The sequence below is a fragment of the Thauera carbonicopians genome (assembly GCF_025699485.1).
Lineage (GTDB): Bacteria > Pseudomonadota > Gammaproteobacteria > Burkholderiales > Rhodocyclaceae > Thauera.
Genome location: NZ_JANUXN010000004.1, coordinates 148,051 through 166,931, shown reverse-complemented (window position 1 = coordinate 166,931; position 18,881 = coordinate 148,051). Strand labels below are relative to the sequence as shown.

The following is an 18,881-nucleotide window of genomic DNA, read 5'->3' as shown; positions in this document are numbered from 1 at the left end:
TAATTATGAGTTATTGATTAACGAACTTCGGAGTCCTGCATGCCCTCCCCGCGCCCGTTCAAGATCCTCGGTATCCAGCAGATCGCCATCGGCGGCCCCAGCAAGGAAAAGCTCAAGACCCTGTGGGTCGACATGCTCGGCCTGGAAGTGACCGGCAATTTCGTCTCGGAGCGCGAGAACGTCGATGAGGACATCTGCGCGATGGGCAGCGGCCCGTTCAAGGTCGAAGTCGACCTGATGCAGCCGCTCGATCCGGAAAAGAAGCCGGCCGTGCATGCCACGCCGCTGAACCACGTCGGCCTGTGGGTGGATGATCTGCCCAAGGCAGTGGAGTGGCTCGGCGCCAACGGCGTGCGCTTCGCCCCCGGCGGCATCCGCCGCGGCGCCGCCGGCTACGACATCACCTTCCTGCACCCCAAGGGCAGCGACGAGTTCCCGATCGGCGGCGAAGGCGTGCTGGTCGAACTGGTGCAGGCGCCGGCGGAAGTGGTAGAAGCCTTCGCCAGGATGGCAGGCTGAACGCCGCGGCAGAACGCGCCGCGGATGATCGGAAGAAGGGCTCCCGCCACCACCGGGGGAGCCCTTCTTCTTGCCCTGCCCGAAGCCCGGTTTACAGCGCAGCCGCCGAGAAGGTGTCGCACTCGCGCAGATCGCCCCGCTCCAGCCCGGTGCGGAACCAGCGCACCCGCTGCGCAGCGCTGCCGTGGGTGAAGCTGTCGGGCACGGCGTAGCCCTGGGTCTGCTTCTGGATGTGGTCGTCGCCAATGACCGTGGCAGCGCGCAGCGCCTCTTCGACGTCCCCCTCCCTCAAGATGATCTGCTGCTGACGCACGGCATGGTGGGCCCACACGCCGGCTAGGCAGTCGGCCTGCAGTTCGAGCCGCACCGACAACTGGTTGCCCTCGCGCTCCGGCAGGCGCTGGCGGGCCTGCTGCACCTTGCCCGAGACGCCCAGCAGGTTCTGCACATGATGGCCGACTTCGTGCGCGATCACGTAGGCTTGGGCGAAATCGCCAGGTGCTCCGAAGCGCCGGCTCAGTTCGTCGAAGAAAGACACATCCAGATAGAGCTTGCTGTCGGCCGGGCAATAGAACGGTCCCATCTGGGCTTGCCCCACGCCACAGGCGCTGCGCGTCGCCCCCGTAAACAGGACCAGCGTCGGCTCCTGGTACCGCTGCCCGGAAGCGCGGAAGATCGCCCCCCAGGTCTGCTCGGTTTCGGCCAGCACCTTGGCAGAGAAGCTGGCAAGCTCGTTCTCGGCTGCCGGCCGCCTGGCATCGGGCTGAATCCCCGAAGGCGACTGCACCACCGCAGCGTTGTCGAGCACCACGCTCGGGTCGACGCCGAAATACATCGCCACCAGCGCCAGCAGGATGGTGCCGATGCCGATCTTGCCGCGTCCGCCCAAGCCGGCGCGCTGGCCGCGCCTGTCCTCGACGTTGCGGCTTTCCCTGCCGTTACGAAAATCCATCGCTCGCTCCCGCATGCACGTGGGCGGATGCTACTCCGCCGCCGCGCAATGCGGGAGAGGGAAAAGCCCCGAACACTCGGGACCGAGCACTACTGCTCTATTCGGCGAGCCCGGCCGCAGCGAGCTTGTCGCTGCGGATCGCTTCGTACTCGTCTTCCCAGAACCACTTTTCCTCACCGAAGGCGGGCTTCAGGTGGTGCAGCCAGGTCGCCTCCTCGTCATAGCGGGCGAAGAAGGGGCGCTGCACCCAGTCCGGGTTGCGCCCCTGGATGAAGCGCAGCACGAAGACTTTCTCGCCGGCGATCTCGGCCACGCCCTGAATCTCGACCTTGCCGGGGCTGGCGCTCATGCTCGGGCCGCGTGCGGTGCGGCCGAGGCCGGACACCTGCTGCATGGCCTCGCGGTAGATTTCCCATGCACGCGCCAGCGGCACTTCGAAGTAGGCGCGCGCGCCGGTGTCACGCTCGGCGAACATGTAGTAGGGCACGATGCCGAGCCTGACCTGCAGCTTCCACATCTTCGCCCACACCGCCGGATCGTCGTTGATGTGCGCCAGCAGCGGGCCTTGCGCACGGATCACCGCGCCGGTGCTGCGGATGCGCTGGATCGCCGCCTGCGCGGCCTCGGTGTCGAGCTCCTTCCAGTGGTTGTAATGCGCCATCAGCGCGACGTGCTTGCCTGCCTCGGCCAGTTGCGTCAGCAGCCGGATCAGGTCGTCGGCATCCTCCGCGCCCAGGAAGCGGTGCGGCCAGAAGGTCAACGCCTTGGTGCCGATGCGGATGGTCTGGATGTGGTCGAACTCGGGCTTGAGCAGCGGTTCGAGATAGTCGCGCAGATGACGCGTCTTCATCACCATCGGATCGCCGCCGGTGAACAACAGGTCGGTGACTTCGCTGTTGCGGCGCAGATAGTCGTGCAGGGTCCTGGCCTCGGACGCGGCGATGCGCAGTTCCTTGTCACCGACGAACTGCGCCCAGCGGAAGCAGAAGGTGCAGTAGCTGTGGCAGGTCTGGCCCTGGCTGGGGAAGAACAGCACGGTCTCGCGGTACTTGTGCTGGATGCCGTCGAGCCGGTTGCCATGCTCGTCGCGCGGCATGTTCATTTCCATCTGGTCGGCCGGATGGGGATTGAGCTCGTGGCGGACTTCGGCGATGGCCTGATCCAGCTCGGCCTTGTCGGCGCCCTTGCGCAGCAGCGCGGCGATGCGGTCGAAATGTTCCGGCGCGAGCATGCCGCGCTGCGGGAAGGTGAGCTGGAAGATCGGATCGGCCGGTATGTTGCTCCAGTCGATCAGTTCGTCGATGACGTACTGGTTGACGCGGAAAGGCAGCACCGAGGACACCACCTTCATTTCGAAACGCCGTTCGGCGGAGAGCCTGCCAAGCTGCACGATGCGATCGAGATCGCGCTGGGTATATACCTTGAACGGCACCGGCTCGAAAGCTGCCTGCGCCGCCTCCTCGATGCTCCAACGCGGCTTCAGGGTCTGCACTTGCGCATTCATCTATCGTCTCCTTTCAGTCTGGTCTGACGATGCGCGGGCCGCTGCGGATACGGCGCCCACAGCTCCACTACCGGGGCCGTTCGGGCTCAGGCCTGGCAGTCGTCAGGGAGTAGGGAGGCAGTCCGGCGGCGCAAATGAGAGAGGCACCAGAGTCCGGACCAGCATGCGCCCGCGTTGCGGGCTTGATGGAAACGGGCGCATGTTATTTCACAAAGTATATTTGTGTAAATGCGACTGATGAGCCAGCGTTTGGTTCCGCATGCCACATTAACCGGCCCGGCTCATCGCCGTAACGCCCGTCCGCGTGACCCACTTCACGCCCGGCCGCCGAAAAATGCCGGCTTCGCGCGGCTTTCGCAGGCCGACCTAAAGCCCGCACGAATCGGGCCGATAAGCTGTCGGCCGGGACCCTGCATCCGTCCCGCCGCCACACCAACTCCGTCCCCTGCCTCCCAACGGAAACGCCATGAAAATAGCCCACAAGGTCGGCATTGCAGCCGCCACCGTCCTGTTCCTCACCACCAGCCTGCTGTCGCTGACCCAGGTCGGCCAGGTGCGCGACACCCTGCACGGCCAGACGGAATCCAGCATCGCCGAAACCAGCGCCACCCTCGCCCGCCAGATCGAGAACTGGCTCAACGCCAAGCTCCGCCTGATCGACCTGGCGGCGCAGACCATTGACAGCAGCTACAGCCCCGAGGAAAACCGGCGAGTCTTCAGCGCTCCGCTGCTGAAGGACGAGTTCATCCTGGTGTTCGGCACGCTGGAAGCCGACGGCAAGCCCATCGGCAACCTCGACAGCTGGAAACCCTCGGCCAGTTGGGACGGACGCCAGCGCCCCTGGTACGCCACCGGCAAGAACAACAGCCAGGCGGTGCTGACCGAGCCTTACGTCGATAGCACCACCAACGAACTGCTGATCTCGGCCGTGGCCAGAATCAGCGACGCCGGCCGCTTCCTCGGCGTGTTCGGCGGCGACATCCGCCTGCAGCAGGTCGCCGACGCGATCAACACGCTCGATTTCAACGGCGCCGGCCATGCCTTCCTGCTCAATCGCTCGGGCAAGATCATTTCCCACCCCAGGGCCGAGATGAACGGCAAGCCCTACGCCGAACTGTTCGACAGCGCCTCGCCTGCGCTGGACGGCGCGCTGCGCGAAGTGTCCGGCGGCGGCAAGACCCTGCTCGTCTCCTTCACCCCGCTGACCAGGCTGCAGGGCATGGACTGGTACATCGGCGTGGTGCTGGACAAGAGCATCGTCATGGCCGAGGCCGACCGGCTGACCAGGATGGCGGTCATCGGCACCGCCATCGGCGTCGTCGTCAGCCTGGTGCTGCTGATCCTGCTCGTGACCCACCTGCTGCGCCCGCTCGGCTGCGAGCCGGGCGAGGCCGCGGCGATCATGGAGAAAGTGGCGAGCGGCGACCTCACCACTCACATCGCCCAGGCCCGGCCCGGCAGCCTGCTGCACACGCTCGGCAACATGGTCGTCTCGCTACGCGGCATGATCAGCGAAATCCACCGCGACGCGACCCAGTTGGCTTCGGACGCGCAGCGGATCGCCAGCGCCTCCGACGACGTGGCCAGCGCGGCCGAGCAGCAGTCCGACGCCACCGCCTCGATGGCCGCCGCGATCGAGGAGTTGACGGTCAGTTCCAGCAACATTTCCGACAGCGCCCGCGAAACCGCGCAGGACTCCGTCGCCGCGGTCGAGCTTTCCGGCCAGGGAACGGAACGCGTCGGCCAGGCAAGCCAGTCGATCCAGCAGATCGCCAGCACGGTCACCGACGCCTCGGCCCGCATCCGCGCACTCGACGAACGCGCCCGCCAGATCTCCGATATCGCCAACGTCATCAAGGAAATCGCCGGACAGACCAACCTGCTGGCACTCAACGCCGCGATCGAGGCCGCCCGCGCCGGCGAGCAGGGCCGCGGCTTCGCCGTGGTGGCCGACGAAGTGCGCAAGCTGGCCGAACGCACCTCGACCGCGACCACCGAAATCGAGCAGATGATCGTCGGCATCCAGAGCGATACCGTGGGCGCGGTCGACGCCATGAACGCCGCCTTGCCGGAAGTGCAGCAGGGCGTCGAACTGGCCGCCTCGGCGACGGCATCGCTGAACGCCATCGAACAAGGCGCGCGGCGCACCCTCGAACGCATCGGCGACGTCGCCGACGCCACCACCGAGCAGAGCGCGGCCAGCACCGCGATCGCCCAGCGCGTCGAGCAGATCGCCAAGATGGTCGAGGAAACCACCGCCACGATCCAGAACACGGCCACGACCGCACACGATCTGCAGGGCATCGCCACCAACCTGCAGGCGCTGGTCAGCCGCTTCCGCATCTAGCCCCGCCGGGCGCACACTCGCCCGGCGGGACGGCCGACAGGGCCGTTCCTTTCCGGGCGACATCAGGCATCATGGCGGGTCCAGACAGTCGTCCGCACCGACCATGAGCGCTCCCGTCTATCTGCGCCGCCCACCCGACTGGGAAGAGCACGAGAAGCCCACGCTGCCCGGCTCGCCGGCGATGATCGACCACCCGCCCTGGGAGCGGGCCTGCTACGCGCTGGTGGCCGTGCTGGTCGGCCTCGCCGGCGGGCTGGGCAACGCGCTGTTCACCGCCAACCTGCCCACCATCCAGGGCCAGGCCGGACTGACGCCCAGCGAGGCGATGTGGCTGCAGGGCGCCTACATCGGCTTCAACGTCACCGCCAACCTGCTGATCTACAAGTTCCGCCAGCAGTACGGCATGCGCTTGTTCACCGAGCTCGGCCTCGGCGCCTATGCGCTGCTGTCGGTGCTGCACCTGCTGCTCGGCAGCCCGCAGAGCCTGCTGCTGCTGCGCGCCGCGAGCGGATTCGCCGCAGCGGCCTGCACCACCTTGTGCACGCTGTACATGCTGCAGGCCGCGCCGCGCATCCACGTGCCGAAGATGCTGGTGCTCGGCATCGGCATCACCCAGCTGGCCGCGCCGCTGGCCTGGATCATCTCGCCCGGCCTGCTCGACCACGGCCAATGGCACAACCTGTACCACCTCGAAGCCGGCCTGGCGCTGATCGCCTTCGCCGCCGTGGTGCTGCTGAAACTGCCCACCGGCGTCCACATCCAGAGCTTCGAGCGGCTGGATTTCCTCACTGCGGCACTGCTGATTCCCGGCGTGGCACTGCTGGTGGCGGTGCTGGTGCAGGGCACCACGCGCTGGTGGTTCGATGCACCGGAACTGGCCTGGATGCTGGTCGGGGCGATCATCCTGCTGACCGCCGGGCTGTACCTGGAGCACCATCGCCGCAACCCCATGCTGCAGACGCGCTGGTTCACCCAGAGCGCCAGCGTGCGCTTCGTCATCGGCGCCATCGTGCTGCGCTTCCTGACCACCGAGCAGAGCTATGGCGTGGTCGGCATGCTGCGCACGCTGGGCATGACGGCCGACCAGATGCAGCCGCTGTTCGGCGTCATCCTGGCCGGCACGCTTGCCGGGATCGCCGTATCGGCCCTCACCATCAGCATGGAAACCATGCGCCGCCAGTTGATCGCGGCCCTGCTGCTGCTCGGCACCGCGGCGCTGCTGGATTTCGACCGCAGCAGCCTGGACCGTCCGGGGGATTTCTACCTCAGCCAGTTCCTCGCCGCCGTCGGCGCCGGCATCTTCATGGGGCCGCTGATGCTGCTCGGCCTGGTGCAGGGGCTCAAGCAGGGCCAGAACTACATGATCACCGTCATCATCACAATCTCGATGACGCAGACGCTGGGCGGCCTGGCCGGCTCCGCCGCGCTCGGCACCTACCAGATCTACCGCGAACAGGCGTATTCGGTCGCCATCACCCGGCACCTCAACCCCGCCGATCCTCAGGTCGCCGCCCGCCTGCAGCAACAGCAGCAGGCACTCGCCAGCCAGATCACCGATCCGGCGCAGCGGGCCGCACAGGGCACAGCCCAACTGGCGCGGATCGTGCGGCAGGAGGCCAACGTGCGCGCCTTCAACGACGTCTTCCACGTCGTCGCGCTGATCGGCTTCGGCTACCTGGCCTGGGCGCTGTTCCAGGCCCGCCGGGCCAAGTGGGCTGCCGGCATCGCGGCCCTGCGCAAGCGCTGGCGTCCCTCCGACGATGCCGAGATCGGCACCGACGCCACACCGGTGCAGGCGGCCCCGCCAGCCCCTGTGCGATAGTACAAATGCATGCCCCCTGCGCTTCCCGCCCCTCATCCGCTCTCACCACATAACTCCAAGACATCATGAGCGACGACACCCGACAGCCCCCGTCCCCGGCCTCCGCGCCCGCCTCGTCCCCATCGCCCACGCCCAAGAAGCTGCGGCCGACACTGGCCAGTGCGCTGGTCGCCGTCCTCATCGCCACGGTCGGCATCCTGCTGGTGCTGCGCGCCTGGAGCCTGCCGCCCTTCCAGACCGGCCGCATTTCCACCGACAACGCCTACGTGCGCGGCCAGGTGACGGTACTGGCGCCGCAGGTCAGCGGCTACGTGAGCGAAGTCCTGGTGCAGGACTACGAGCAGGTCGAGACCGGCCAGGCGCTGGTGAAGATCGACACCCGCAACTACGAAGCGGCGCTGGCGCTGGCACAGGCCCAGCTCGCCAACGCCAGGGCGCAGTTGGCGAACTCCGAGCAGACCCAGGCGCAGAACCATGCCGCCTTGCAGGCCAGCCGCGCCGCGCTGGCCGCTGCCGAGGCCGAAGCCGAGCGCGCCCGGACCGACCTGAAGCGCAGCGCGGTGCTGGCCAAGGATGGTGCGGTATCGGTCAGCCAGCTCGACCACGCCCGTGCCGCCGCCCGGCAAGCCGACACCCGCGTCGAACAGGCTCAGGCCGACATCGCCATCGCCAGCGAGCGGATCAAGGCCACCATGGTGAATCGCGATGCGCTGCAGGCCCAGGTCGAAATGGCCGACGCCCAGCTAGAACGTGCCCGCCTCGATCTCGACAACACCACCGTGCATGCGCCCAGCGACGGCCAGGCCAGCGAGATCGGCGTGCGCAAGGGCCAGTACGTCACCGCAGGCTCGCAACTGCTGTTCGTCGTGCCGCGTACGTTGTGGGTGATCGCCAACTTCAAGGAAACGCAGATGGCCCGCGTGCAACCGGGCCAGCCTGCCAGCTTCACCGTCGACGCGCTGGAAGGCGCGCGGCTGAGCGGCCGGGTGCTGGAAATCGCGCCCGCCACCGGCTCGGAATTCAGCGTGCTGAAGGCCGACAACGCCACCGGCAACTTCACCAAGGTCGTGCAGCGCCTGCCGATCAAGATCGCCCTCGATCCCGATCAGCCGCTGGCCGAACGCCTGCGCCCCGGCATGTCGGTGATCGCCGAGGTCGATACCCGCGGCGCGGCGCAGTAGCCACAAAAAAACGGGCCTGCTTGCGCAGGCCCGCTGATCCGACAGGCACCCGGACTGACGTCCGGATCTCCCTCCCTATCGATCAAAAACGTCCATCGCTCGACTCATTCGAACTCGACGATGACTTCGTCCACCGACAGGCTGGCGCCCGGCCTGGCGACGATCTTCTTGACCTTGCCGTCCTGCTCGGCCCTGAGCAGGTTCTCCATCTTCATCGCCTCGATGACGGCGAGCTTCTCGCCCGCCTTCACTTCCTGGCCTTCGGCCACGGCGACTTCGCGCAACAGGCCCGGCATCGGCGACAGCAGGAACTTCGACATGTCCGGCGGCAGCTTCTCGGGCATCAGCGACAGCAGATGGGCGGCACGTACCGTCATCACCATCGGCTCGACCTGCAGGCCGAAGTGCGAGATGCGGTAGCGCAGGCCGCGGCGCTCGATCTGCAGCGCAAGCGGCTTGCCGTTGACGGTGCCGGTGAACAGCAGGTTGCCGAAGGTCCAGTCGGACAGGATGTCGTAGGTCCTGCCTTCGTAGGTGATCGACAGGCCGCCATCGATGTGCTGGGCCGTCACCGGATAGTGCTTGCCGCCCATCACCACGACCCAGTTCTTCGGCACCTTGCGGCCATGGCCGGCGAGCTGGTTGTCGATCTGCACCGCGCGCTCGATGTAGCGCATGCGGGCGAAGGTGGCGACCGCCGCCAGCAGCGCCGGATCGTCGTGCGGCACCATCGAGGCGTCGAAGCCCTGGGGGTACTCTTCGGCGATGAAGCCGGTGTTGAAGTTGCCCGAGCAGAAGCGCGGATGCTGCAGCAGCGCGGCCTGGAAGGGGATGTTCGAACTGATGCCGCGAATCACGAAGTGGTTCAGCGCGTCGCGCATCAGTTGGATGGCTTCGTTCCGGTCCTTGCCGTGCACGATGAGCTTGGCGATCATCGAGTCGTAGTACATCGAGATCTCGCCGCCTCCATACACGCCGGTGTCGACGCGCACGCCATTGCCTTCGGCCGGCGGCTGGAACTTGACCAGGCGGCCGGTGGAGGGCAGGAAGCCGCGGAACGGGTCTTCGGCATTGATGCGGCATTCCATCGACCAGCCGTCGAGCTTGACGTCGACCTGCCCGAGCGGGAGCTTCTCGCCATGGGCCACGCGGATCATCTGCTCGACCAGGTCGAGACCGGTGATCAGTTCGGTGACCGGGTGCTCGACCTGCAGGCGGGTGTTCATCTCCAGGAAGTAGAACTCCTTGGTCGCGCCGCTCACCACGAACTCGACCGTACCGGCCGACTCGTAATTCACCGCGCGCGCCAGCGCCACGGCCTGTTCGCCCATCGCCTTGCGCATCGCGGGGTCGACGAAGGGGCTGGGCGCCTCTTCGATCACCTTCTGATGGCGGCGCTGAATCGAGCAATCGCGCTCGTTCAGGTAGACGTAGTTGCCATGCGAATCGCCCAGCACCTGGATCTCGATGTGGCGCGGCTCCAGCACGTACTTCTCGATGAACACACGATCGTCACCGAAGGCGTTGCGTGCCTCATTGACGCAGGCGGAGAAGCCTTCGTGCGCCTCCTTGTCGTCGAAGGCCACGCGCAGGCCCTTGCCGCCGCCGCCGGCCGAAGCCTTGATCATCACCGGATAGCCGATCTTCTTCGCGATCTCGACCGCCTCGTCCGGGCCGGAGATGGCTTCGTTGTGGCCGGGGATGGTGTTGACGCCGGCTTCGATCGCCAGCTTCTTGGATTCGATCTTGTCGCCCATCTTGGCCACCGAGTAATGCTTGGGGCCGATGAACTTGATGCCTTCCTCTTCCAGACGGCGGGAAAACTCGGCGTTCTCGGACAGGAAGCCGTAGCCCGGATGCACCGCCTCGGCGCCGGTCTGCTTGCAGGCGGCGATGATCTTGTCCATCACCAGGTAGGATTCCTTGGACGGTGCCGGGCCGATGCACACGCCCTCGTCGGCCATTTCGACGAACAGCGCATCCTTGTCCGCCTCGGAATACACCGCGACGGTGGCGATGCCCATCCTGCGGGCGGTCTTGATGACGCGGCAGGCGATTTCACCGCGGTTGGCAATCAGTATCTTTTTAAACATGCGTGGTCTCCGCGGTGAAATCGCTGCGTGCTTCGCCCGCAAGGCAATGTGACTTCGTCGCTGCGCCGCTTCGCGGCTGGTCACCGCGGTTTGCGATCAGAATCTTCTTAAACATGAATATGTCCTCGTGCGCGGATCAGAGCGGGATGTTGCCGTGCTTGCGCCACGGGTTTTCCAGTTCCTTGTCCTTCAGCATCGCCAGCGAACGGCACACGCGCTTGCGGGTTTCGTGCGGCATGATGACGTCGTCGATGAAGCCGCGCGCGCCGGCCACGAAGGGGTTGGCGAAGCGCTGCTTGTACTCGGCTTCGCGCTCGGCGATCTTGGCGGGGTCGTTCTTTTCTTCGCGGAAGATGATCTCCACCGCGCCCTTCGGCCCCATCACCGCGATCTCGGCGCTCGGCCAGGCGAAGTTCACGTCGCCGCGCAGGTGCTTGGACGACATCACGTCGTAGGCGCCGCCGTAGGCCTTGCGGGTGATGATGGTGACCTTGGGCACCGTGCATTCGGCGTAGGCGTAGAGCAGCTTGGCACCGTGCTTGATGATGCCGCCGTATTCCTGCGCGGTGCCGGGCATGAAGCCGGGCACGTCGACCAGCGTCACCACCGGGATGTTGAAGGCGTCGCAGAAGCGCACGAAGCGCGCGGCCTTGATCGAGCTCTTGATGTCGAGGCAGCCGGCCAGCACCAGCGGCTGGTTGGCGACGATGCCCACCGGCGAGCCTTCCATGCGGGCGAAGCCGATGATGATGTTCTTGGCATAGTCGGGCTGCAGCTCGAAGAAGTCACCGTCGTCGACCATCTTGAAGATGACTTCCTTCATGTCGTACGGCTGGTTCGGGTTGCTCGGCACCAGGGTGTCGAGCGACTGGTCCAGGCGGTCGGCCGGATCGATGGCCGGCACCGCGGGTGGCTTCTCGCGGTTGCTGCCGGGGATGAAGCCGACCAGGCGGCGGGTCATCATCAGCGCTTCGACGTCGTTCTCGAAAGCGAGGTCGGCCACGCCCGACTTGGTCGTGTGGGTCACGGCACCGCCCAGCTCCTCGGCGGTGACTTCCTCGTGCGTCACCGTCTTCACCACTTCGGGGCCGGTCACGAACATGTAGGACGAGTCCTTGACCATGAAGATGAAGTCGGTCATCGACGGGCTATACACCGCACCGCCGGCGCACGGCCCCATGATCAGCGAGATCTGCGGCACCACGCCGGACGCGAGCACGTTGCGCTGGAACACGTCGGCATAGCCGCCGAGCGAATCGACGCCTTCCTGGATGCGGGCGCCGCCCGAGTCGTTGAGGCCGATCACCGGCGCGCCGACCTTCATCGCATGGTCCATGACCTTGCAGATCTTCTCGGCGTGGGTTTCGGACAGCGAGCCGCCGAACACGGTGAAGTCCTGCGAGAACACGAACACCAGACGGCCGTTGACGGTGCCGTAGCCGATCACCACACCGTCGCCCGGCGTGTGGTCGGCATCCATGCCGAACTCGCTGCAGCGGTGCTCCTTGAACATGTCCCACTCTTCGAAGCTGTCGTCGTCGAGCAGCAGCTGGATGCGTTCGCGGGCGGTCAGCTTGCCCTTGGCGTGCTGCGCGTCGATGCGCTTCTGGCCGCCACCGAGGCGGGCCTTCTCGCGCTTCTCCTCCAGTTGGCGAATGATGTCTTGCATTGATGATCTCCTGTCAGATCGTATGGATCGGGTGCCTGTGGCCCCCGCTTTCTTCGATTCAAAGATGGCCGAGCAGGCGCTGGGCGGCGAGCGAGGGCGTGGTGCTGCCCTCCTTCACTGCGCGCGCCAGTTCGGGCAATTCCTGCTTCACCAGCGGGTGGTTGCGGAAGCGGCTGCGCAAGCCCGAGTCGATCAGCTCCCACATCCACGCCATGGCCTGCTGCTGGCGCTTGGCGGCGAATTCGCCCGACGCAGTCAGCGCCTTGCGGTAATCCGTCACCGCCGTCCAGAACTCGGTGACCCCCTGGTTGTGCAGCGCCGACAAGGTCAGCACCGGCACCGTCCAGTTGGGGCTGGCCGGGCGCAGCATGTGCAGCGCGGTCTTGATCTGCGAGCGGGCCCGCATCGCCGCGGCCGGGTCGATGTCGGCCTTGTTGATGACGATCAGGTCGGCGATCTCCATGATCCCCTTCTTGATCGCCTGCAGGTCGTCGCCGGCATTGGGCAGTTGCAGCAGGCAGAAGATGTCGGTCATGCCGGCCACCGCGGTCTCGCTCTGGCCGACGCCGACGGTCTCGACGATGATGACGTCGAAACCCGCCGCCTCGCACACCAGCATCGACTCGCGCGTCTTCTCGGCCACGCCGCCCAGGCTGCAGGCCGAAGGGCTGGGGCGGATGAAGGCGGCGGGGTTCTGGCTGAGCAGCTCCATGCGCGTCTTGTCGCCGAGGATCGAGCCGCCGGTGACCGAGGATGACGGGTCGACAGCCAGTACCGCGATGCGCAGGCCCTGCTCGATCAGGTACAGCCCGAGCGCCTCGATGAAGGTCGACTTGCCCACCCCCGGCACGCCGGAGATGCCCACCCGCATCGCCTTGCCGGTATGCGGCAGCAGGGCTTCGAGTACGCGCTGGGCGCGCAGCTTGTGATCTTCGCGCTGCGACTCGATCAGCGTGATGGTCTTGGCCAGCGGACGCAGCTGGCCCGCGGTCACGCCCTCGACGAGGCTGCGGTCGGCGGCATCGAGACCGGCGTTCGCGGTGTTCGTTGGGGACGGAAGTTCAGGCATGTTCATCGGCTTCGGGGCTGCTGGTGCATCGGTCGGCGCAGGCCGCGTGGGCAGTTCAGCCTCACGCGACCATCGGCATGCGCCGGCTCAGGCGCCCTTGCGTGCGGCGCGGATCTGCTTCAGCACCTCGCGGGCGGCGGTCGGGATCGGCGTGCCCGGGCCGAAGATGCCCTTGGCGCCGGCGGCATACAGCGCATCGTAGTCCTGTGCCGGAATCACGCCGCCGACGAAGGTGATGATGTCGTCGGCGCCCAGCTTCTTCAGTTCGTTGACGATCTGCGGCACCAGGGTCTTGTGGCCGGCGGCGAGGCTGGAGCAGCCTACCGCATGGACGTCGTTCTCGACCGCGTGGCGCGCGGCTTCTTCCGGCGTCTGGAAGAGCGGGCCGATGTCGATGTCGAAACCGAGGTCAGCGAAGGCCGAGGCCACCACCTTGGCGCCGCGGTCGTGGCCGTCCTGGCCGAGCTTGGCGATCATCACCCGCGGGCGGCGGCCCTCTTCGGCGATGAAGGCTTCGATGTCGGCCTTCAAGGCCTTCCAGTCTTCCTGTTCTTCCACGACGGCTCCATAGACACCGGACACGGCTTGCGGGTTGGCGCGGAAGCGGCCGAAGACCTTTTCCATTGCATCCGACACCTCGCCCACCGAAGCGCGCAGGCGGATCGCCTTCACCGTCAGGTCGAGCAGATTCCCCTCGCCGGCCTCGGCGCACCTGGTCAGCGCATCCAGCGCAGCCTGCACCGCGGCACTGTCGCGCGTCGCCCGCATCTTGTTGAGGCGGGCGATCTGCGCTTCGCGCACCGCATGGTTGTCGATGTCGAGAATCTCGATCGGGTCTTCCTTCGCCAGCTTGTACTTGTTGACGCCGACGATGACGTCCTTGCCCGAATCGATGCGCGCCTGCTTGTCGGCCGCGCACTCCTCGACCTTCATCTTGGCCCAGCCGGACTCGACCGCCTGGGTCATGCCGCCCATGGCTTCGATCTCCTCGATCAGCGCCCAGGCCTTGTCGGCCATGTCCTGGGTCAGCTTTTCCATCATGTAGGAACCGGCCCAGGGATCGACAACGTTACAGATGTGGGTTTCTTCCTGGATGATGATCTGGGTGTTGCGCGCGATGCGGGCCGAGAACTCGGTCGGCAGCGCGATCGCCTCGTCCAGCGCGTTGGTGTGCAGCGACTGGGTGCCGCCGAACACCGCCGCCATCGCCTCGATGGTGGTGCGGACGACGTTGTTGTACGGATCCTGCTCGGTCAGCGACCAGCCCGAAGTCTGCGAGTGGGTGCGCAGCATCATCGACTTGGTGCTCTTGGGATTGAACTGCTTCATGATCCGCCACCACAGCAGGCGCGCGGCGCGCATCTTGGCGATCTCGAGATAGAAGTTCATGCCCACCGCCCAGAAGAAGGACAGGCGGCCGGCAAAGGTGTCAACGTCCATGCCCGACCTGATGCCGGTGCGCACGTATTCCAGGCCGTCGGCCAGCGTGAAGGCCAGCTCGATCGCCTGGTTCGCGCCCGCTTCCTGGATGTGGTAGCCCGAGATCGAGATGCTGTTGAACTTGGGCATGTGCTCCGACGTGTACTTGAAGATGTCGGCGATGATCTTCATCGATGGCGTCGGCGGGTAGATGTAGGTGTTGCGGACCATGAACTCCTTGAGAATGTCGTTCTGGATGGTCCCCGACAGCTTGTCCTGCGGCACGCCCTGCTCTTCGGCGGCGACGATGTAGCCGGCCAGGATCGGCAGCACCGCGCCGTTCATCGTCATCGACACCGAGATCTTGTCGAGCGGAATACCGTCGAACAGGATCTTCATGTCCTCGACCGAGTCGATCGCCACGCCGGCCTTGCCGACGTCGCCGGTCACGCGCGGATGGTCGGAGTCGTAGCCGCGGTGGGTAGCGAGGTCGAAGGCCACCGACACGCCCTGGCCGCCGGCGGCGAGCGCCTTGCGGTAGAAGGCGTTGGAGGCCTCTGCAGTGGAGAAGCCGGCATACTGGCGGATCGTCCACGGCTTCACGGCATACATGGTCGGCTGCGGACCGCGCAGGAAAGGCTCGAAGCCGGGCAGCGTATCGGCGTGCAGCAGGTTCTCGGTATCGGCCTTCGTATACAGCGGCTTGACGCTCAGGCCTTCGGGCGTGATCCAGTTGAGCTTTTCGATGTCGCCGTCGGGGGCATGCTTGGCGGCGGCCTTCTTCCAGGCCTCCAGATCGGGCTGGGGGTAGATCGGCTCATTGGCGTTCGACATGGAAACCTCTTGGACTCAGGCGCCGCTACTGCGGCAGTTCAATATCAGGGTGGTGACGCAACCCGGTCGGCGCTTGCGGCGACGGCGCCGCTCGCGGCGCGATGCCACGAGCGGCCGTCGACGCCCCATCGCACTGCACGGTCCCTCTCCTGCTCGCCGGTTCATCGCCCGACGCCTCCCATGCCGTGCAGCGTGAGGGAGTGACTGGTTGCAAACCCTTGAATAATACTTTATCCATAATTATGAACGCAAACACGATGCAACAGGGCGATAATGGCTACCTCCAAAAGCCGGCCAAGACACGGTAAACACTCTCTGTCCACATGCCACCCATGAAAGCATCCCGCATCGCTCCACTCGCCCTCTATCAGGAAGTCGCCGAACGCCTGCGCGAACGGATCTTCTCGCATGAACTCCCTCCCGGCACCTGGGTGGATGAACAGGCGCTGGCCGAGCACTACGGCATCTCGCGCACGCCGCTACGCGAAGCGCTGAAAGTGCTCGCCTCCGAAGGACTGGTGACCCTCAAGCCGCGCCGCGGCTGTTACGTGACCGAGATATCGGAGCGCGACCTGGACGAGGTGTTCTCCGTCATGGCACTGCTCGAAGGGGAATGCGCGCGCACGATCGTGGGCCGCGCGAACGACAAGCAACTGGAAGAGCTCAAGACGATACATGCGGAACTCGAGCGTGCTGCCGCAGCCCATGACATCGAAGGCTTCTTCGAAGCCAACCAGAGCTTTCACCGCGCCATCCAGGAGTTCGCCGACAACCACTGGCTGATGCACGTGATCGAGGACCTGCGCAAGGTCATCAAGCTGTCGCGCCACCACTCACTGTTTTCGGAAGGCCGGCTCGAACAGTCGCTGGCCGAGCACCGCGCCATCCTCGGCGCACTGACGGCCCGCGACGCCGACGCGGCCGAGTCGTTGATGCGTGCCCACATCCGCAGCGGCCGCGAGGCCGTGGCACGCATCGCGGCCGCCCGAACGAAGCAGCCCGAGCGTGTCGCAACGCCGGATGGCTAGGCGGTGCCGCGCCAGTTCTCTTCATTGGCATGATTGAAATGCTGACGCCAGCCGGATTGCATCACGCGGCAAGACAGCGTCACCTGTGACAGGCACATTCGGCATGAACGGAGATCGATGTCGGCTTTCTTTACAACGAGAGCATCTGAATCTCATGCCAAAAAAATAAACCATTTGCCAACAAGCACTTAATAAATATGGCACGGTCCATGCTTAGATGAGCCAGCATTCCACTCAACGGCCCTGAGCCATTTGAACAGGTACCAAAAAGTCATGAAAAAAACCGCTTTTGCCATCGCTCTCGCCACCCTGGCTGCCGGAGCCAACGCTGCCGTGATCTCGTACGACGTTCCGCTGTCGCTGCAGACCACTGAAATCAATCAAAATCTCGGCCTTAGCCAGTTCGACTCCAGCCTTGGCACGCTCAACTCGGTTTCGATCGAACTGTTCGGTCAAGCCATTTCGTCGGCTTCGATTCTCAACAGCGCAGCCCAAGCCCAGAACTTCGGCTTCACCAGCACACTGTTCCTGACTTTCTCGGGCAGCTCCATCGGCGACATCATTTCGCTCGAGCTGTTCAACACCGGCACCATCCCGGGCTCGAACGCGCTCGGCCAGATCAGCATCGCTGCCGGTCAAACTTACGACTTGGGTACGACCGATGTCAGCGACTCGGTCATCCTGAGCGTTGACGCCGCAAACTTCGCTGCATTCATTGGCAGCGGCGCTCTCGATCTGAAGTGCGAAAGCCTGGTGAGCAACAACCAAGTCGGTGGTGGCGGCAACATCACTGTGACGCAAGAAACCGTTGCCGGTTGCGGTGCCAAGGTGACCTACACCTACGACGATACCCCGCCGACCAACAACGTGCCGGAACCCGGTTCGCTGGCTCTGCTGGGCCTCGGTCTGATCGGCCTCGGCGCCCTGCGTCGCAAGAAGGCCTGACAAGCCAGCCGCGACAGCGCAGCAAAAACCGCCCTCTCGGGGCGGTTTTTTTTCGTCTACGGCTCACTCGACCGGCCCCGCCTCCCGCGTCACCAGCACTTGGTCGATGCGGTAGTTGTCGATATCGACGACTTCGAATTTGTAGCCCGCATAGAGCACCGAATCGGTTCTGCGCGGCACCTTGCGCAGGCGGTACATCAGGAAGCCGGCCACCGTCTCGTAGTTCTCGAAACCCTCGAAGACCTCGATATCGAGCGCCTGCATGACGTCCTCGATCGGCGTGACGCCGTCGATCAGCCAGGAGTGGTCGTCGCGGCGCACGATCAGTTCTTCCTGGAAGGGGCTGACCAGATCGCCCATCACGGTGTTCATGACGTCCTGCAGCGACAGCAGCCCGACCACCAGCGCATATTCGTTGATGACCAGGGCGAAATCCTCCTTGGCGTCGCGGAAGCGCTCCAGTGCCTCGAACAGGGTCAGCGTATCCGGCAGCATCAGGATCTTGCGCACGATCGGCTGGGTGCGCAGCGACAGATCCTGGCCCTGCACGATGCGCGGCAGGATGTCCTTGGAGTCGACGTAGCCGATCACGCTGTCGATGCCGGTTTCGCATACCGGGAACTTGCCGTGCGGATGCTCGGCGATCTTGCGCCGGATACTCTCCTCCGATTCGGACAGGGTCAGGAAGACGATGCTCTCGCGCGAAGTCATGGCCGAGGGCACGATGCGCGAGTCGAGTTCGAACACGTTGCTGATCAGGTGCTGCTCCTGGCGTAGCAGCGCGCCGGTCTGCGCGCCGGCGTCGGCCATCGCGACGATGTCGTCGGCGGTGATGTCCTCGACACGCACGCTGGGCACTTTCAGCCAGCGGAAAAGCGCGTCGGCAATGCCATTGAAGATCCACACCAGCGGCGCGAACACCCACACGCACACGAGCATCGGCCGCACCACGGCGACGGCGATGCGCTCGGGCCTCACCATCGCCAGCCGCTTGGGCATCAGGTCGGCGAACAGCACGAACAGGGAAGTCACGAAGACGAAGGACAGGGCGAAACTCAGCGTCCCCAGCATCGGACCGTCATACAGCGGCCGCAGCAGGCCCTCGACATGCGGTGACAGCGCCTGCTCGCCGACGATGCCGCCGAGGATACTGACCGCATTGAGCCCGATCTGCACCACGGTGAAGAAATTGCCCGGGCTGTCCTGCAGCGCGAGCACGCGCTGCGCGTTGACGTCGCCGCCCTCGGCCATCAGGCGGAGCTTGACCTTGCGCGATGCTGCCAGCGAAATTTCGGACATCGACAGGAAGGCGCTGACTGCGATGAGCAGCAGGATGAACAGCAACTGGTCGAACAGCACGATGGCTCCTTCGGGATGGACCTCTGGATGGATCGCCCGGAAGTCTATCACCCCGCCATCCGGCCCTCTCCGGGCGCTCCCGGCGCATGGCTCCATGACTGCAAAAGCCCGCCGCACATTGTCGTGCGGCGGGCTTTCCC

13 protein-coding genes are annotated in these 18,881 nt (G+C 65.4%); 6 read left to right on the top strand and 7 right to left on the bottom strand.

All coding sequences use genetic code 11. From position 1 onward, the window contains the following. Positions 1–39: 39 nt before the first annotated feature. Positions 40–519 carry a VOC family protein gene (locus tag NX068_RS08125; protein WP_263460785.1) on the top strand — a complete coding sequence of 160 codons (480 nt, stop codon included), beginning with the start codon at positions 40–42 and terminating at the stop codon, positions 517–519. A gap of 91 nt (positions 520–610) precedes the next feature. Here the strand turns inward: NX068_RS08125 and ypfJ are convergent, their stop codons facing one another. Both ypfJ and NX068_RS08115 read right to left on the bottom strand, forming a co-directional pair. Continuing rightward, positions 611–1,471, bottom strand: coding sequence for a KPN_02809 family neutral zinc metallopeptidase (gene ypfJ / locus NX068_RS08120; protein WP_263460784.1), 861 nt, complete (start codon positions 1,469–1,471; stop codon positions 611–613). A gap of 97 nt (positions 1,472–1,568) precedes the next feature. After that, the gene (locus tag NX068_RS08115; RefSeq protein WP_263460783.1) at positions 1,569–2,975 is read right to left on the bottom strand and encodes a KamA family radical SAM protein; all 1,407 of its coding nucleotides are present in this window, start codon (positions 2,973–2,975) and stop codon (positions 1,569–1,571) included. Positions 2,976–3,441: 466 nt separating this feature from the next. Between NX068_RS08115 and NX068_RS08110 the strand changes: the two genes are divergently transcribed. From NX068_RS08110 to NX068_RS08100, 3 genes are all read left to right on the top strand, one after another. Then, positions 3,442–5,322: a methyl-accepting chemotaxis protein gene (locus tag NX068_RS08110; protein ID WP_263460782.1), complete on the top strand. Its 1,881-nt coding sequence runs from the start codon at positions 3,442–3,444 to the stop codon at positions 5,320–5,322. Between the two features lie 103 nt (positions 5,323–5,425). Beyond that, positions 5,426–7,144: an MFS transporter gene (locus NX068_RS08105; protein ID WP_263460781.1), complete on the top strand. Its 1,719-nt coding sequence runs from the start codon at positions 5,426–5,428 to the stop codon at positions 7,142–7,144. 65 nt (positions 7,145–7,209) lie between these two features. After that, on the top strand, positions 7,210–8,325 hold the full coding sequence (locus NX068_RS08100) for an HlyD family secretion protein (RefSeq protein ID WP_263460780.1): 1,116 nt from the start codon (positions 7,210–7,212) through the stop codon (positions 8,323–8,325). Positions 8,326–8,429: 104 nt separating this feature from the next. Here the strand turns inward: NX068_RS08100 and accC are convergent, their stop codons facing one another. From accC to scpA, 4 genes are all read right to left on the bottom strand, one after another. Continuing rightward, entirely contained in the window at positions 8,430–10,418 is a 1,989-nt protein-coding gene (accC, locus tag NX068_RS08095) for an acetyl-CoA carboxylase biotin carboxylase subunit (RefSeq protein WP_263460779.1), read from the bottom strand. A gap of 136 nt (positions 10,419–10,554) precedes the next feature. Continuing rightward, positions 10,555–12,087 (bottom strand): acyl-CoA carboxylase subunit beta, encoded by a 1,533-nt coding sequence (locus NX068_RS08090; RefSeq protein WP_263460778.1) that lies wholly within the window; start codon positions 12,085–12,087, stop codon positions 10,555–10,557. A 58-nt stretch (positions 12,088–12,145) separates the two neighbouring features. Beyond that, entirely contained in the window at positions 12,146–13,156 is a 1,011-nt protein-coding gene (gene meaB / locus NX068_RS08085; RefSeq protein ID WP_263460777.1) for a methylmalonyl Co-A mutase-associated GTPase MeaB, read from the bottom strand. 87 nt (positions 13,157–13,243) lie between these two features. Beyond that, the gene (gene scpA / locus NX068_RS08080) at positions 13,244–15,409 is read right to left on the bottom strand and encodes a methylmalonyl-CoA mutase (RefSeq protein ID WP_263460776.1); all 2,166 of its coding nucleotides are present in this window, start codon (positions 15,407–15,409) and stop codon (positions 13,244–13,246) included. A gap of 332 nt (positions 15,410–15,741) precedes the next feature. Here scpA and NX068_RS08075 point away from each other — a divergent pair, with 332 nt between their 5' ends. Then, positions 15,742–16,437 (top strand): GntR family transcriptional regulator, encoded by a 696-nt coding sequence (locus NX068_RS08075; protein ID WP_263460775.1) that lies wholly within the window; start codon positions 15,742–15,744, stop codon positions 16,435–16,437. Between the two features lie 273 nt (positions 16,438–16,710). Then, the gene (locus tag NX068_RS08070) at positions 16,711–17,382 is read left to right on the top strand and encodes a choice-of-anchor E domain-containing protein (protein ID WP_263460774.1); all 672 of its coding nucleotides are present in this window, start codon (positions 16,711–16,713) and stop codon (positions 17,380–17,382) included. A gap of 63 nt (positions 17,383–17,445) precedes the next feature. Here the strand turns inward: NX068_RS08070 and paeA are convergent, their stop codons facing one another. Then, positions 17,446–18,738 (bottom strand): polyamine export protein PaeA, encoded by a 1,293-nt coding sequence (gene paeA, locus NX068_RS08065; protein WP_268740100.1) that lies wholly within the window; start codon positions 18,736–18,738, stop codon positions 17,446–17,448. Positions 18,739–18,881: the final 143 nt, after the last annotated feature.

Coding starts and splice junctions, on each gene's coding strand:
- NX068_RS08125 (WP_263460785.1), top strand. CDS start 40: ATGCCCTCCCCGCGCCCGTTCAAGATCCTCGGTATCCAGCAGATCGCC.
- ypfJ (WP_263460784.1), bottom strand. CDS start 1,471: ATGGATTTTCGTAACGGCAGGGAAAGCCGCAACGTCGAGGACAGGCGC.
- NX068_RS08115 (WP_263460783.1), bottom strand. CDS start 2,975: ATGAATGCGCAAGTGCAGACCCTGAAGCCGCGTTGGAGCATCGAGGAG.
- NX068_RS08110 (WP_263460782.1), top strand. CDS start 3,442: ATGAAAATAGCCCACAAGGTCGGCATTGCAGCCGCCACCGTCCTGTTC.
- NX068_RS08105 (WP_263460781.1), top strand. CDS start 5,426: ATGAGCGCTCCCGTCTATCTGCGCCGCCCACCCGACTGGGAAGAGCAC.
- NX068_RS08100 (WP_263460780.1), top strand. CDS start 7,210: ATGAGCGACGACACCCGACAGCCCCCGTCCCCGGCCTCCGCGCCCGCC.
- accC (WP_263460779.1), bottom strand. CDS start 10,418: ATGTTTAAAAAGATACTGATTGCCAACCGCGGTGAAATCGCCTGCCGC.
- NX068_RS08090 (WP_263460778.1), bottom strand. CDS start 12,087: ATGCAAGACATCATTCGCCAACTGGAGGAGAAGCGCGAGAAGGCCCGC.
- meaB (WP_263460777.1), bottom strand. CDS start 13,156: ATGCCTGAACTTCCGTCCCCAACGAACACCGCGAACGCCGGTCTCGAT.
- scpA (WP_263460776.1), bottom strand. CDS start 15,409: ATGTCGAACGCCAATGAGCCGATCTACCCCCAGCCCGATCTGGAGGCC.
- NX068_RS08075 (WP_263460775.1), top strand. CDS start 15,742: ATGAAAGCATCCCGCATCGCTCCACTCGCCCTCTATCAGGAAGTCGCC.
- NX068_RS08070 (WP_263460774.1), top strand. CDS start 16,711: ATGAAAAAAACCGCTTTTGCCATCGCTCTCGCCACCCTGGCTGCCGGA.